Origin of the sequence: Neobittarella massiliensis (ex Bilen et al. 2018) (assembly GCF_900289145.1) — a bacterium.
Classification (GTDB): Bacteria; Bacillota; Clostridia; order Oscillospirales; family Ruminococcaceae; genus Neobittarella; species Neobittarella massiliensis.
In genome coordinates, this window is record NZ_OKQO01000001.1 from 1 (window position 1) to 14,797 (window position 14,797).

The following is a 14,797-nucleotide window of genomic DNA, read 5'->3' on the forward strand; positions in this document are numbered from 1 at the left end:
TATGACCGGCGAACTGAAGATCATGCAGGATGGCAAAGACGTCACTGCCGCCGGGGCCGATACCACCACAGCCGGCAGCTTTACCGTGGTGTATAAAGTCACCGATGCCGACGGCAACACGACCACCTTGTATCTCACCGATATCCTCACCGATCCCAACGCCCCGCCGGTGGTGGTCTACCCCGACTATGTCGACCCGATCGTTGGCCCGCCTATCGACCCGGATAAGCCGCTGGCCGAGCCCACCGTGAAAAAAGACCCTAAAACAGGCAAGAACCACGCCTATTACGAGGACTGGGCCACCGAAGTCATCCGCAGAGACCCGGCGCTGTACGATGGCAGCATAGACCGCGAAACGGCCCTGTCTATCATGCAGCAGCGCTTTCGCATCCTCTCCGGCCAAAGCAGTAAAAAGCTGCAGGTCATCGGTCTGTATATCTTCGATAAAGACGGCAAAGACATCACTAAACAGGGGATAGACACCCAAAAAGTCGGCGCCTACGACATCCGCTATACGGTCGAGGATACCGCCGGCAACCGCGTCACCATCACCCTGCACTACGCGCTGCGCATGCCCCAGGTAGATATAGACCCGGTGGCTCCCGAAAGTACCGGCGCCGATGGCGGTGGGCTGGAAAACACCCCTATCTCACAGCCCAACACCGGCAGCGCCGTGGGCGGCTGTGTTTTGCACTGGCTGGCGCTGCTGGCCACATTGGCCACCATAACCTACACGTTGCTGCGCGCCGGCTGGCTAAAATTTTTTAGCCGCTGCAAAAGACAAGGAGGAGATCATGAAACTGTGTGATCTGCTGTTTTTCACCGCCGCCGCGCTGATCGGCGGTGTGCTGTGGGCCTGTTCCGGCTGTGGGCTGGATGCGCCCATGCTGTTTGCTCTGGCAGCGGCTATCATCATGGGGGTGCTCATCCTCTCTCACAGCGCTAAAAAGGAACGTCAAGACCCGCACGGCGATGGAAAGCTATAGAAAAACTATAATTAAAACAGGTAAAAAGGCGGCTTGAGCCGCCTTTTTTCTGTGAAAATTTTGACAGCATCCGTCTCATAAGATCGTACAATCGCAATAGAATGTGCAGGAATACCGCCGCTTTTTGGCTCAATCACCAATTCGACAACAAATCTGTGTACATAAAAAATATTCGGTGCTATAATAATACATTGTAAATTGGGGCTGCTGGCCCCAAAAAAGTGGGACGGGACAGCTTTTTTGCCCCGTCCCGCGCGGTGACCGGCCGCCGCCTGGCCCACTTTTCGGCGGTGGATTATCCGAGCTACACAGGAGGAGTTAACAGTGTTTTCTTTTGGAAAGAACACCTTTAAAAGAACGCGGGGCGGCGTCACCCCGGGGCACTTTAAAAATACCAGGGACTGTGCCACCGAGCAGCTGCCCATCCCCGATACCGTGCGCATCCCCATGGCCCAGCACATCGGCGCGCCGTGCCAGCCCACCGTCAAGGTGGGCGACACGGTGGCGGTGGGCACCGTTATCGGTCTGGGAGAGGGATTTATGACCGCCCCCATCCACGCCAGCGTATCCGGTAAAGTCAAGGCGATCGAAGACTTTATCATGCCCACCTCGGCGCGCTGTAAGGCGGTGGTCATCGCAGCGGACAAGCTTCAGACCCTCGACGAGTCGGTGACCCCCCCCGATGTGCACGATTTCGAGAGCTTTATTGCCGCCGTCAAACAGTCGGGCCTGGTGGGCCTGGGTGGGGCCGGTTTTCCCACCTGGATTAAGCTCAGCCCCAAAAATCTCGACCAGGTCGATACCCTGATCATTAACGGCGCCGAGTGCGAGCCCTACCTCACCAGCGACTACCGCGAGTGTCTCGAGAGCCCCGACACGGTGATCGAGGGGGTACAGCTGGTCAAAAAATACTTGAACCTGCAGCACTGCTACATCGGCATCGAGAAAAACAAGCCCGAGGCCATCGCCATTTTAAAAGAAAAGGTGCAGGGCCTCGACGGCATCGAGATCAAAGAGCTGGCCACCCGCTATCCGCAGGGGGCCGAGAAGGTCATCATCAGCGAGATCACCGGCCGCCGGGTGCCCATGGGCAAGCTGCCGGCCGATGTGGGGGTGGTGGTGCTCAACATCACCAGCACCTCTTTTATCGCCAGGTATCTGCGCACCGGTATGCCGCTGGTCGCAAAGCGGGTCACCGTCGACGGCGACTGCGTCAAGAACCCCGGCAACTGGCTGGTGCCTATCGGCACAGCGATCGCCGATGTGGCCGAGGCCTGCGGCGGCTGCGACAAAGACCCGGCCAAGATCCTGCTGGGCGGCCCCATGATGGGCACCTGTGTGTACGCCGATAGTTACCCGGTGGCCAAAAACACCAATGGGCTGCTGTTTTTCAGCGCCGACGCGGCGGGCCAGCAGCGGGTACTGGCCTGCATGAAGTGCGGCCGCTGTGCCTCGGTCTGCCCCATGGGCCTCATGCCGCCCCAGATCTACGAGGCCAACAAGGTCAAAGACATCGCCGAGCTCACCAGGTTACAGGTCAATGCCTGTATGGAGTGCGGCTGCTGCTCATATATCTGCCCGTCCAAGCGCCTGGTCACCCAGTCCATGCGGGAGGCCAAAGCCACCCTGCGGGCTGCGGCGGCCAAAAAACAGTAAAAGAGGGGAGCTAAAACGTGAATACAGTCAACAGCGCAAACCGTCTCGTCGTCTCCTCATCGCCCCATCTGCGCGACCGCCGCACCACCGCCTCGGTGATGCGCGACGTGGTCATCGCCCTGATCCCTGCCATCATCGCCTCGGGCATCCTCTTTGGCAGCAAGGCGCTGGTGCTCATCGCCGTGTGTGTGGTCTCCTGCGTGGGCTTTGAGTACATCTGGGACCTGGTCATGAAAAAGCAGAATACGGTGGGCGATTTTTCCGCCGTCATCACCGGCATCCTGCTGGCTTTTAACCTGCCGGCCACCCTGCCTATCTGGATGGCCATCATCGGCAGCTTTGTCTCCATCGTCATCGTCAAACAGCTGTTTGGCGGCCTGGGTCAAAACTTTGTCAACCCGGCTATCGGCGGCCGTATCGTGCTGGCGCTCTCGTTTACCGAGGCCATGACCGCCTACCCCAATGCCTTTTTCTATAAGGTGGGGGTACAGTCGATGGCGTCGGCCACCCCCCTGGGCACCATGAAGACCATGTTTCAAAACAACACCTGGGAAAAACTGCCCGCCAACTCCGATATGTTCCTGGGCATCCAGCCCGGCGTGCTGGGCGAGACCTGTGCGCTGGCGCTGATCATCGGCGGCATCTACCTGGTCATCCGCGGGGTGCTCAACCCCATCATCCCGCTCAGCTTTTTGGGCACCGTGTTTGCCCTGACGGCAGTGATGGACGCCAACCCCGTGCAGCAGCTGTTGTCGGGCGGCGTTATGTTGGGTGCCATCTTCATGGCCTCCGACTATTCCACCAGCCCCATGTCGGGTAAAGGCAAGCTCATCTTCGGCATCGGCTGCGGACTGCTCACGGTGCTCATCCGCCTCTACAGTACCGGCAACGAAGGTGTGTCTTACGCCATCATTTTGATGAATATCCTCTCTCCGCAGATCGACCGGCTCACCAAAAACAAGGTATTTGGAGGGAAGGCGGCATGAAAAACAGCATATTCAAACAGATCATCTGGCCCGTCTTGTCACTGACCATCATCTGTATCGTGGTCTCGCTGGCACTGGGGGCCACCAACATGGTGACCAGCGCCAAGATCCAGGCCAACCTCGATGCGGTCAACAATGCCGGCCGGCAGGAGGTTCTGCCAGATGCCGACAAGTTTACCGTGGTCGAGCTCACCCAGGAGCTCAGTGACCTGGGCGTCACCGAAGCGGCGGTCGCCGACAACGGCGGCATGGTCATAAACGTCCAGTCCAAGGGCTACGGCGGCGAACTGCCCATCATGGTGGGCTTTGACGCCGGCGGTGCCATCACCCGTATCAAGATCCTGGACAACTCCGAGACTCCCGGCGTCGGCAAGCGGGTGGAGGAAGAGAGCTTTTACGGCCAGTTCAGCGGCCTGCAGGGCGATATCAGCGGCGTCAACACACTGGCTGGCGCCACAGTCTCCTCCACCTCGGTCAAGACCAGCGTACAAAATGCCATCGCCGCCCAAAAACTCATAGGGGAGGGAGCATAATGAAAAAACAAGGCAAACTGCAGTACCTCACCAATGGCCTGCTCAAAGAAAACCCGGTGCTGCGGCTGGTGCTGGGCACCTGCCCCACGCTGGCAGTCACCACCCTGGCTGTTAATGGCATCGGCATGGGCCTCTCGGCCACAGTGGTGCTCATCTGCTCCAACCTGGTCATCTCGCTGCTGCGCAACTTTATTCCCAAACAGGTGCGCATCCCGGCCTATATCACCATCATCGCCGGTTTCGTCACCATCGTCCAGCTGTTCATCAAGGCCTTTTTCCCCGATATAGACAGCGCGCTGGGCATCTTTTTACCGCTTATCGTGGTCAACTGTATCATCCTCGGCCGGGCCGAGATGTTCGCCTCCAAGCACGGCCCGATCGAGTCGGTGCTCGACGGGGTGGGCATGGGCCTGGGCTTTACGGTGGTGCTGTTCATCATGGCCTCCATCCGCGAGATCATCGGCAGCGGCACCTGGATGGGCATCGTCCTCACCGCCGATGCCATCACCCCTATGGGCATCCTCAAAATGGCCCCCGGCGGCTTTTTCGTCTTTGGCTGTCTCATGGCACTGGCCAACTGGCTGAGCGACCGCAAGCGCGGTAAGCCCGCCGTGAGCACGGCCGGTTGCGCAGGGGGCTGCGCCGGTTGTGCCGGCTGTGCACAGCACGCCGAGGGCGCCGATGCCGAGGCCCCGCAAAACGACCATCCCCACGTCGAAAAAGGGGAGGACAAGTAAATGAAAGAGATCTTTACGATTCTAGTCAGCGCCATTTTGGTAGACAACTTCGTGCTCTCCAAATTCCTGGGCTGCTGCCCGTTTTTGGGCGTATCTAAAAAAATGGATTCCGCTCTGGGCATGAGCGGTGCCGTTATCTTTGTCATGGGGCTGGCCTCGGCGGCCACCTGGCCCATACAGACCTACCTGCTCACCCCCTTAAAACTCGACTACATGGGCACCATCGTGTTCATCCTCATCATTGCCGCGCTGGTCCAGCTGGTCGAGACCATTATGAAAAAGTACCTGCCGGCCCTGCACCGGGCGCTGGGCATCTACCTGCCGCTCATCACCACCAACTGTGCCGTGCTGGGCGTCACGCTGCTCAACATCGAGAGCCAGTACACCTTCATCCAGGCGGTGGTCAACGGCATCGGCGCGGGTATCGGCTTTATGGTGGCGCTGGTGCTGTTTGCCGGCGTGCGCCGCAAGCTCGAGAGCTGCGATATCCCCAAATCGTTCCAGGGCCTGCCCATCACGTTGGTGGCGGCCTCGCTGGTCTCGCTGTCCTTTATGGGCTTTGCGGGCCTGGCCGAGAACATGTTTAAGTAACGGGAGGACAAACAGATGGTGACCTTATTAAACGGCGTCTGGGTCGTTACCGGCCTGGGCCTGGCCTGCGCCATCGTGCTGGTGGTGTTCTCCAAGCTGATGGAAGTCAAATCCGACGAGCGGGCCGAAAAGATCCGCGAAGTGCTGCCCGGCGCCAACTGCGGCGCCTGTGGCTATGCCGGCTGTGACGACTACGCCAAGGCGGTGGCCGCCGGCGAAGCCGAGGGCAACCTGTGTGTGCCCGGCGGCGCACAAACGGCAGACGACATCGCTGCCATCACCGGCAAGGCGGCCGGTGCAGTGGCCAAAAAGGTGGCGGTAGTGGCCTGTCAGGGCAGCTACGACAACACCTGGGACAAGATGGATTACAGCGGTATCGAGAGCTGCAAGGCCTGTGACAAATTTTTTGCCGGCCGCGCGGTGTGCCCCTACGGCTGTATGGGCTTTGGCGACTGTGTCGAGAGCTGCATGTTCGGCGCTATCTCCATTCAAAATGGGGTGGCGGTAGTGGATCAGGCGCTCTGTACCGGCTGCGGCGCCTGTGTGAACAACTGCCCCAAGTCGGTCATCAAGCTGGTCGACGCCGAGAAACCTACCGCCTTTGTGCTGTGCCAAAACCACGACAAGGGCGGTATCACCCGCAAAGGCTGTACCATCGGCTGTATCGGCTGTCAAAAATGTGCCAAGGCCTGTCCGGTCGAGGCCATTCATATGGATCAGAATTTGGCGGTAGTAGACCAGGATACCTGTATCAACTGCGGTAAGTGTATCAAAGAATGCCCCACCCACGCCATCAGTCACATTCTGCAAAAAGTAGAGGTGTAGAGCCTCGGGCCGGATCACGGCATAGTGAGAGCGCCGCTCCCCCACACCGGGGAGCGGCGCTCTTTTTGCGGTCTCTTTTTAAATGTTCAGCGGCCATATACCGCTCATGCCGCCGGCCCCAAACAGGTGTCGCCCGCCGGCGCCTCGCCTGGCCTGTCAAAACCTTCTGGCGCACTGTTTCCATCGCCCCCACCGTTCTTGCTGTCCCCACCGCTCTCCGGCGGGTCCTGCCGCGGCTCTCGTAAAAGCCTAATGTAGTGCTGCCCGCTGTGCGGCAGAGCATCCGGCAGCACAGGACATTTTCCATCTCTACCCGCCAGCTGTCATAGCTTGCGGCTGGCCACCAAGATCTCCCGTCCCAGATCCTCCGGGGAAAAATTGCAGTACACCGCTACCTGCGGTACCTCCTCACCAAGCCCATCTTGCTCTGGGCAGTCGATCGCCGTTGCTGTGTCGCCGGTGACGTGCCACACTGCACCTCCGCAAAGGTCGGCAGTCACTTCAGCTGGGGCCGGCTGTTCGCGCTGCTGCAGCGCTGCCTGCCCGGCATCCCACGCCGGCTCCCTGCCCGCTATCTGCACCTGTGCGTAGCACAGGCGGTCGATCTCCGGTCTGGGCCACGGTCTGGGACATGTCGTACCGGCCGCAGGAGGTAACGCTGTACAGCTCCTCCAGCCGGTAAGCCCGCTACTGTTCTTCGGTCGTGTAGCCCCAGTAACTCAACAGCGGCGCCCCCATAAAGTGCTCCTGCCGGTACAGCGTCACCACCGCCTGCCTGCCGCGGTGAACACCGGTAGGGAAGAAGTCGCTCAGATCGATATCGTCTGGCGGCAGCTGCCCGTACCCGCACTTTATCGCCACCTTGATCCGGTAGTTGCCGCTGGCCGTCAGCTGCTCGGCGGTGCGCACCTCGGGCTCGCAAAAGCCCAGAAAGGTATCGCTGCCCGGCCCGCTGGCGTCGGCGTACCGGCAGTACGGTTCCGCCCCGGCGCTAGGTTGGCACCGCGCTCTACAAAGCCCTGCCGCAGCAGGTTCCAGCGGGCATCGTCTAAAAGAAGGTGCTCCAGCATGTTCACCAGCACCGTAAAACTGCGCCCGTCAGCGTTCTGCTCGGGTGCCTTCGCCCAGCCGCTGCCGCGAGTGGACGGGTAGGGGATCGGCCCGCCTCTCTTGTACCGATCCAGGCGGGTCAGCGAGCCTGCCTGTCCGCCACCGCAGTGCTGCTGCAGGTAAGCGCTGATCATAGGTCCCGCCTTTTTTCATTGATCAGCGCCGGCCGCCGCTCCTTTTTGGCCGTACACCCGCCTGGCAGCAAGCAGCTGGGCAGTGCCGTCAAAAGTGGTATCCATCTTTCGCGCACTCGACTCCCACCCTCTATACGCTCGACGGCCCAGCCGGAACGGCCCCGTTTACTCTGCCTGCAGCATACTGCCGGCACACAGCGCCGCCAAGCGCAGTGCGGCTTGCCGCTTGTGCCCGCTGGCGGGATATACTATAATAAGAAAATAGGGCAGACGGCGCTACCGTCCGGTGCCCGCCCGGCGACTTTTCGCATTCGCCGGCACATACAGTTTGCTGTACGCAACTATTTTTGCCGATATAGATGGAGATGATCTTCCATGAGAGAGCCATTCAGGCGCACCTGGGCCGAGATCGACCTGGACGCCATCGAACACAACGCCCGCCAGATCAAGGCCCTGCTGGACCCCGGCTGCAAGATGATGGCGGTAGTCAAGGCCGACGCCTACGGCCACGGCGACCGCCAAACAGCTGCCGTGCTCAAGGCTGCCGGGGCCGATGCTTTTGCCGTGTCGGCCATTAACGAGGCCATTTCGCTGCGCGAATGTGGGGTAAAAGACCCCATTTTGGTGCTGGGTTTCACCCCGCTCGATTTTGCCGACAAACTGGTGCAGTACGGCATCACCCAAACGGTCTACTGCCCCGACTATGCCCGCTCGCTCAGCCGGGCGCTCACCGCGCTGGGGGCCAGTGTCAAGGTGCACATCAAAGTCGACAGCGGCATGGGCCGTCTGGGCTTTTTCGGCACCGACTCCGCCGCCGAGATCGCCGCTGTGGCGGCGCTGTCCGGCCTCGATATCGAGGGCATCTTCACCCATTTCACCTCGGCTGATGACTTTAGCCCCGAGGGGATTGCCTACACCCACGCCCAGTACCAGCGGTTTATGGGCGTTATCGCCGAGCTGGAGGAGCGGGGCGTGCACTTTTCACTGCGGCACTGCTGCAACAGCGCCGGCACCGTATTTTACCCCCAGTGCCACCTGGATTTGGTGCGCCCCGGCCTCATCCTCTACGGCCACTGGCCCTGCGCCGGCGATAAGATCCAGCTGCGCCGGGCCATGAAGCTCAAAAGTGTTGTCAGCATGGTCAAAACACTGCCCGCCGGCAGCTTTGTCAGCTACGGCAACACCTATCAGACCAAAGCCCCCACCCAGGTGGCCACCATCGCCGTGGGCTACGCCGACGGATACCCCCGCCAGCTCTCTAATCGCGGTTGGGTGGGTATCGGCGGCCGCCGCGCGCGCATTATCGGCCGGGTGTGCATGGACCAGATGATGGTCGATGTCACCGGTCTGGGCGTCTCGCCCGGGCAGGAGGTGGTGCTCTTCGGCGACGAGTCCGACGGCGTCACTGTCGAGGATGTGGCCGCCCTGTGTTCCACCATCAACTACGAGCTGCTGTGCATCCTCGGCCGGCGGGTGCAGCGGCTCTACTACCGGCAGGGCAAAATGGTCGAGGTGCTCGACTACCTGCTCGAGAGCGAGCACTGACAAAACACACCTGCCCCAACAGCTCGCGCTGCGGCAGAAAGCAGGCAGGGCCGCCGCGCCCCGCCATCAAGGAGGTCTTTACCGTGCTCGATACGCAGATGGTGCGCCGGGCAGCCGATGAGCAGCTGCCCTTTGTCAAGCAGACATTTACCCAGTTACACCAAAATCCCGAGCTCAGCATGCACACCAAAAATACCAGTGCGCTGGTACAGCAGCAGCTGCGCGAGTTGGGCGTGCCGTTTGAGATCGTCGGAAACTACTCGGTGATCGCTCTACTGGACACCGGCCGCCCCGGCAATACCCTGCTCTTGCGCGCTGATATGGATGCACTGCCCATGGACGAGGCCCCGCAAAACGACAAGGGACCCAAGCAGTGCGTGGCCCAGGTCTCCGGCGCTGCCCACACCTGTGGCCACGACGCCCACACCGCCATCTTGCTGGGTGCAGTGCGCGCTTTGTGCGGTATGAGAGAGAAGCTGGTGGGCAAACTGTACTTTGTGTTTGAAGAGGCCGAGGAGACCGGTGGCGTGGCCGATATTATGGAGCAGTACTTTGCCGATATCCACCTCGACTGCGCCTGGGCCATTCATGTCTACGCCAAACTTGCGACCGGTAAGATCTGCGTCACCCCCGGTCAGCGCATGTCCGGCTTTGGCGGCTTTGCCATTCGGGTAAACGGTCAGGGCGGCCACGGCTCCCGGCCCGATTTGTGCCGCAGCCCTATCATGGCCGCCGCCAACATGATCCAAAACCTCTCAAACGCCTGGATATCCCAGCGCGATATCACCAAGATCGTCACCCTCAGCATCGGCAGTATCCACGCCGGTACCAAGGCCAACATCATCCCCGACTGCTGTGAGTTTGCCGGCTCGATGCGCTACTTCGATTATGAGGCCGGTAAGCAGGCCATGGATACGCTCATCCGCGTGTGTAAAGACACGGCCCGCCTCTACGGCTGCACCGCCGAGGTGACCGACTGCGAGGTCAGCCGCAACATCGCCACCACCGCCCCCGAGACCTCGGCCTTTGCCACCGCGTGCTTTTTGCCGCTGTTTGGCAAAGAGGGGCTGGCCGATACCGAGCCCTGGTACGGCTCAGAGCCCTTTGCCGTCTACTGCCGCCACTGCCCGGGCATCTTCGCCTTTTTGGGCTGCCGCAACGAGGATAAAGGTATGACCGCCGAGCACCACAACCCCCATTTCGAGGTGGATCAGGACTGTCTGCAGATGGGCGTAGAGGCCACCTGCCAGTATGCGGCCAACTTTTTACACGACTTTAAGCCCCAAAACTAATCACTGCGCCCCACCCTCAAAGCGGATGGGCGCCCGTCATACAGAAACGAGAGGGACGCCCCTTGTACGAGACACAGCAAAAACGCCCCCGAGCTCTGGCCGTAGCGCTCGACAGCGGCGAATACGACGTGGAGAACTCGCTTTGCGAGCTGAGCGATCTGGCCGACACCGCCGGCATCGATATGGTGCTCAAGGTGGTACAGCGCAAAGAGGGGGCCGACAACGCCACCTTTGTGGGCAAAGGAAAGCTCGAGGAGATACGGCAACTCATCGAAAACGAGCAGATCGATATCCTGCTCTTCGACGATGAGCTGTCGCCCGTGCAGATCCGCAACATCGAGGAGCTGACCGGTCTGGCCCCTGTCGATCGCACCATGCTCATAATGGATATCTTTGCCATGCGCGCCAAGACCCGTGAGGGCGAGGTACAGGTGGAGCTGGCACAGCACCGCTACCGGCTGCCCCGCCTAATGGGCGCCGGTAAGGCAATGAGCCGCCTGGGCGGCGGTATCGGCACCCGCGGACCCGGTGAATCCAAGCTCGAGAGCGACCGCCGTCACATCCAGCGGCGCATCCAGTTTTTGCAGAGCGACCTGAAAAAGATCGAGAACCACCGCGAGCTGACCCGCAAAAACCGGCTCAAGACCGGTATCCCCACGGTGGCCATCGTCGGCTACACCAACGTGGGCAAATCCACCCTGCTCAACCGTCTTACCGGCGCCCAGGTGCTGGTGGAAAACAAGCTGTTTGCCACCCTCGATCCCACCGCCCGCAAGCTGGCGCTGCCGGATGGCACCACCATCCTGCTGGTGGACACGGTGGGCTTTGTCTCGCGGCTGCCCCACCACCTGGTCAAGGCCTTTCAGTCCACCCTGCGCGAGAGCGCCTATGCCGATCTCATCCTGCAGGTGTGCGATGTCCAGTCCGACCAGCTGCTCCTGCAGATGGCGACCACCAAGACCACTTTGGATGAGCTGGATATCGGCGACACAGAAATACTAACTGTATTTAACAAATGTGATAATACTGAATGTATGCAGCGCATTCCCGCCGGTGTACAGCGGGATAAATACGTGGCGGTCAGCGCCAAGACCGGTTTTGGCCTGGAGCAGCTGTGCGCCCGTATCGCCGACATCCTGCGACGGAACTATCTGCCCATCGATGTGGTGCTGCCTTTCTCGCAGGGCCAGCTCGAGACCGTACTGCGCGACCACGGGCAGATCACCAGCCTCGACTACACCGCCGATGGGGTGCATATCACCGGCCGCTGCCGGCAAGAGCACGCCCACCTGTTTGCCCCCTATCAAAAATAGACGCTGCGAAAGATGCGTGCAGCAAAAAAGAGAGACCTGTCGGGTCTCTCTCTTTTTTATCTGTCCTTCGGGCAGGGTCGCCAGCCGTGTGGTACACACAGTTGCGGCCGGCCACCTTGCGCCCGACAGTTTCTCTTTGGGCGGTGGGATGGCCCCCTATAAGCGGGTGCCGCTGTCGGTGTCTATACGCTGTGCGCTGTGCACTGTGTGCAGTATGCTGTGTGCTGTGCTCTATACCGGCCGCTATTTCCCGCACCTTTTGCCTGCCCGGCCAGCTGGTCTCGGGCGACTGCTAAAAAAAGTTCCTCCCACCGTACCAGCGGCGGCGTTTACTGCAGCGCGGTACAGCCTCCACTCGCAAAATAAGTCCCGCCTTGTGTTTGCCTGTCACCTGCTATCTGCCGTCTCGGCCAGCAAGTCACGGGATAGCGCAGTGGGGTCTATCTGCTGCCGGCAGCGGTGGGCAGTCAGCAGCTGCCAGTCGGCATTCTGCACCGTTACTTCCCGCAGCTGGCTCTGCCACACAAACAGCTGTAGCTGCTGCCGCTTGTCTGACCGCCGGGTCTCGGTACTGCCCGCATAGGCTGCCAGCACACCGGCGCTGCCGCAGTCGGTCAGCACCTGCACTTCTAGCTCCCGGTCGGCAGCCAAGTACCGGTTTACCGTATTTTGGGCCACGATGCCCCGCACGTCGCCAAACAGCAGCAGACACAGTCCCAGCGCCACCGCCGCCAGGCACAGCGGCCAAAGCCGCAACTGCCGCCCCCACAACACCACTTGACCGGCCAGTATCAGCAAAAACAGTATCGCCAACAGGCCTATGGCCCAGCAGGTGTACAGCCGCCTCGGGGTCAGGCCGTAGCGGTCCATGTACAGCTTCATTTTAGAAAAGGCGGTGACGATCAAAAACAGCGTCTGCACCGCCATCAGCGCCACCAGTATCCGCACCGTTACCGGCAGCCTGCCGTCTTTTCGCCGGCAGAACAGGTAGCAGCCCACCGTCACCAGCAGATCGATGGCCGCCACTGCACACAGCTCAAAAAAACCTTCCCGGGCATAGGTGGCGTAAGAGTATCCCGTCGGCAGCTGTCCCCAAAACGCCGCCGTCAGCGTCGCCTTGCCGTTCAAGACCCCCGCGCGGGCGGCAAAAAACAGCAGGTATAGACCGTTTAGTCCGCCCAGTACCACATAAAAGGTGCTGGTCGGCAGTGCCTGGCAGTCCATTTGTACTTGGCGCACACCGCTGGCCGTCAGGCTCTGACGGCGTATTCGGCGCACACTGCCATACAAAAGGCCAAACAGGTACAGCGCTACCGGCAAAGTAAACACCAGCCGCCAAAATACCGTCGCCACCTGTTCCGAAAAGCCAAAAGCCAGCTTGCGCGTCAGTTCATAAAAGTTGTGGTCGGCTCGGGCCAGCAGCAGGGCCACCACCGCCAGCACCGGTATCGCCAGCGCCCCGCCCAGTAAAAGGCCTAGCCCGGTATGGCGCTCGCTGGTGTTTTGGCCGCGGCTGCGCAGCAGTACTTGCGGCAGGTCAAACAGGGTTTTAAAGGGGGTGAGCAGCCCGCCCTGCAGACAGTCGGCGGCCAGATAGCCACTGGCGGCGCCACCCAAACGCGCACCGGTGATACAGCACACCCAATACACCGCCAGCGCAGCACACAAAAGCAGCTGCAGCGGTTTTAACAGCAGGTCGTCATGTATGGCCAGCCCCAGCGCCAAAAAGCCGGTGGCCATCATGTATAAGAGCCCCTCGGTGCCCAGCCGCAGTCCGCTCAGCTTGGCGTACACCGCGGTGACGGTCAAAAAGCAGAGCGTCCACACCGCCGCGCCCAGCCCCGGCTGCAGCGGGTCCATCAGCCACACGAACAGGTAGCCTATCACCAGGCAGCAAATGGCCAGTCCCCGGTCACCCCTGCCCACCGGCAGCGGCTTTTTGCCTGCCCGGACTGCAGGCGGGGAAGACGGAATACAACCGCCGCCGTTTGTCCCAGCCGTCGACGCACCCCAAATGGCCGATCCGGTGCCGCATCCGCCGCCTGCTGCGCTGGCAGCTGTAGGCGTCCCTGCGGCGGGGGTGGGCTGTCCTTTAAATAGTGGCGCACCCGGCGCGCTGCCGGTTAGCTGGTCCCGGGTGTGAGCCTCTCGGCCCGCGGTACACGGCGGCGCTTTTTGCATTTTGGGCGCGCCAGCGGTAGAGGGTCCTTGGCCCCCCGTATATTTGCTGTTCACTTTTTTACCCTCCTTTTCATCAAAGGCTCGATTTATACGATCTGTATATATATGATCTGTTTATATAAATAGTTGTTTTTACTGGCCCGGTGACGCCTGGCCATCACCGTCTCCGGGCTCCTGCCGGTACTCCAAAATATCGGCCGGCTGGCAGTCCAGGGCCTGACAAATAGCCTCCAGCGTAGAAAAGCGTATAGCTTTGGCCCGGTTATTTTTTAAGATCGACAGGTTGGCCGGTGTAATACCCACCCGCTGGGCCAACTCACCGGCAGATATTTTGCGCCTGGCCATCATTACGTCCAGGTTTACGACTATGGGCATGGTATCCTCCCCCTAAAAGCCTGCCCGGTGGGCAGCTTGGCGCTCAGATCGTGTAGTCTACTTCGGTCTGCAGATAAATGGCCTGGTCAAATACGTTTTTGACCACCCGCAGTACCAGGCCCATAAAGCCCGCGGCAGCAGCGATCACCAAAAACGGCAGGTACCAAAAGCTGGCGGCCAAGGTTATAGCCGCCGCCAGATAGCAGCACCACGATATCCGCCGTAACAGCTGCACGTTGTGGTGGATGAACACCTGTCCGGCCAGCAGATTTTGTAGCAGTCGGTCCAGGCACAGCAGCAGGTAAAAGCCCGGAGGGCAACAGCAGTACAGCGCCACCAGCAGCGCGGTATGCAGCTGCGGGCCAAATTCCCGCAGCTGCACATACCACTTTACCCAAAATGGGGCGCTGGCTGCTGCCAGCGCCAGCAGCACCAAAAAGCTGCGCACCGCCACCAGCGACAGCTGCATCGACCGGGTGCTGGTCCACCCGCGGCCATCCTCATGTCCAGTCATATCGTTCCTCCTTGTTTTA

General features: G+C 60.6%; 17 protein-coding genes. 11 read left to right on the plus strand and 6 right to left on the minus strand.

From position 1 onward, the window contains the following. The 8 genes from C6Y32_RS15200 to C6Y32_RS15700 form a co-directional block, all read left to right on the plus strand. On the plus strand, window positions 1–808 hold an 808-nt coding region (locus C6Y32_RS15200; protein WP_105203113.1), incomplete at its 5' end, for a DUF5011/hyalin repeat domain-containing protein. Further along, a complete protein-coding gene (locus C6Y32_RS00010) occupies window positions 795–986 on the plus strand; it encodes a hypothetical protein (protein ID WP_105203114.1) in 192 nt (63 codons plus the stop codon). The genes C6Y32_RS15200 and C6Y32_RS00010, both read left to right, overlap by 14 nt. Before the next feature lie 324 nt (window positions 987–1,310). Then, entirely contained in the window at window positions 1,311–2,642 is a 1,332-nt protein-coding gene (rsxC, locus tag C6Y32_RS00015; RefSeq protein ID WP_105203115.1) for an electron transport complex subunit RsxC, read from the plus strand. Window positions 2,643–2,659: 17 nt separating this feature from the next. Continuing rightward, a complete protein-coding gene (locus tag C6Y32_RS00020) occupies window positions 2,660–3,628 on the plus strand; it encodes an RnfABCDGE type electron transport complex subunit D (RefSeq protein WP_105203116.1) in 969 nt (322 codons plus the stop codon). Then, a complete protein-coding gene (locus C6Y32_RS00025) occupies window positions 3,625–4,161 on the plus strand; it encodes an RnfABCDGE type electron transport complex subunit G (RefSeq protein ID WP_105203117.1) in 537 nt (178 codons plus the stop codon). Before C6Y32_RS00020 ends, C6Y32_RS00025 begins: the two co-directional genes overlap by 4 nt. Next, window positions 4,161–4,898 carry an electron transport complex subunit RsxE gene (rsxE, locus tag C6Y32_RS00030; protein ID WP_105203118.1) on the plus strand — a complete coding sequence of 246 codons (738 nt, stop codon included), beginning with the start codon at window positions 4,161–4,163 and terminating at the stop codon, window positions 4,896–4,898. The genes C6Y32_RS00025 and rsxE overlap by 1 nt, the downstream gene beginning before the upstream one ends. After that, window positions 4,899–5,489 (plus strand): electron transport complex subunit RsxA, encoded by a 591-nt coding sequence (gene rsxA, locus C6Y32_RS00035; protein WP_105203119.1) that lies wholly within the window; start codon window positions 4,899–4,901, stop codon window positions 5,487–5,489. It begins immediately after the preceding gene. A gap of 15 nt (window positions 5,490–5,504) precedes the next feature. Then, window positions 5,505–6,314, plus strand: a complete 810-nt coding sequence (locus C6Y32_RS15700) for an RnfABCDGE type electron transport complex subunit B (protein WP_105203120.1) — start codon at window positions 5,505–5,507, stop codon at window positions 6,312–6,314. Between the two features lie 323 nt (window positions 6,315–6,637). Here the strand turns inward: C6Y32_RS15700 and C6Y32_RS00045 are convergent, their stop codons facing one another. The 3 genes from C6Y32_RS00045 to C6Y32_RS00055 all read right to left on the minus strand — a co-directional run bounded on the left by C6Y32_RS00045 (window position 6,638) and on the right by C6Y32_RS00055 (window position 7,558). Beyond that, complete coding sequence (locus C6Y32_RS00045) at window positions 6,638–6,895, minus strand: hypothetical protein (protein ID WP_105203121.1); 258 nt, start codon at window positions 6,893–6,895, stop codon at window positions 6,638–6,640. Between the two features lie 106 nt (window positions 6,896–7,001). Then, window positions 7,002–7,223: a hypothetical protein gene (locus C6Y32_RS00050; protein WP_105203122.1), complete on the minus strand. Its 222-nt coding sequence runs from the start codon at window positions 7,221–7,223 to the stop codon at window positions 7,002–7,004. After that, window positions 7,202–7,558 carry a hypothetical protein gene (locus C6Y32_RS00055; RefSeq protein ID WP_105203123.1) on the minus strand — a complete coding sequence of 119 codons (357 nt, stop codon included), beginning with the start codon at window positions 7,556–7,558 and terminating at the stop codon, window positions 7,202–7,204. The genes C6Y32_RS00050 and C6Y32_RS00055 overlap by 22 nt, the downstream gene beginning before the upstream one ends. 375 nt (window positions 7,559–7,933) lie before the next feature. On the opposite strand from C6Y32_RS00055, the gene alr reads away from it, so the two are divergent. The 3 genes from alr (at window position 7,934) to hflX (ending at window position 11,708) form a co-directional block, all read left to right on the plus strand. Continuing rightward, the gene (gene alr / locus C6Y32_RS00060) at window positions 7,934–9,103 is read left to right on the plus strand and encodes an alanine racemase (RefSeq protein ID WP_105203124.1); all 1,170 of its coding nucleotides are present in this window, start codon (window positions 7,934–7,936) and stop codon (window positions 9,101–9,103) included. Window positions 9,104–9,186: 83 nt separating this feature from the next. Next, window positions 9,187–10,395 carry a M20 metallopeptidase family protein gene (locus tag C6Y32_RS00065; protein WP_105203125.1) on the plus strand — a complete coding sequence of 403 codons (1,209 nt, stop codon included), beginning with the start codon at window positions 9,187–9,189 and terminating at the stop codon, window positions 10,393–10,395. A 62-nt stretch (window positions 10,396–10,457) separates the two neighbouring features. Beyond that, complete coding sequence (gene hflX, locus C6Y32_RS00070; protein WP_105203126.1) at window positions 10,458–11,708, plus strand: GTPase HflX; 1,251 nt, start codon at window positions 10,458–10,460, stop codon at window positions 11,706–11,708. A 387-nt stretch (window positions 11,709–12,095) separates the two neighbouring features. Here the strand turns inward: hflX and C6Y32_RS00075 are convergent, their stop codons facing one another. The 3 genes from C6Y32_RS00075 to C6Y32_RS00085 all read right to left on the minus strand — a co-directional run bounded on the left by C6Y32_RS00075 (window position 12,096) and on the right by C6Y32_RS00085 (window position 14,778). Next, complete coding sequence (locus C6Y32_RS00075) at window positions 12,096–13,634, minus strand: DUF4153 domain-containing protein (protein ID WP_164998041.1); 1,539 nt, start codon at window positions 13,632–13,634, stop codon at window positions 12,096–12,098. A 387-nt stretch (window positions 13,635–14,021) separates the two neighbouring features. Continuing rightward, the gene (locus C6Y32_RS00080) at window positions 14,022–14,264 is read right to left on the minus strand and encodes a helix-turn-helix domain-containing protein (RefSeq protein WP_105203128.1); all 243 of its coding nucleotides are present in this window, start codon (window positions 14,262–14,264) and stop codon (window positions 14,022–14,024) included. A 43-nt stretch (window positions 14,265–14,307) separates the two neighbouring features. Next, entirely contained in the window at window positions 14,308–14,778 is a 471-nt protein-coding gene (locus C6Y32_RS00085; protein ID WP_164998042.1) for a DUF2975 domain-containing protein, read from the minus strand. Window positions 14,779–14,797 lie beyond the last annotated feature (19 nt).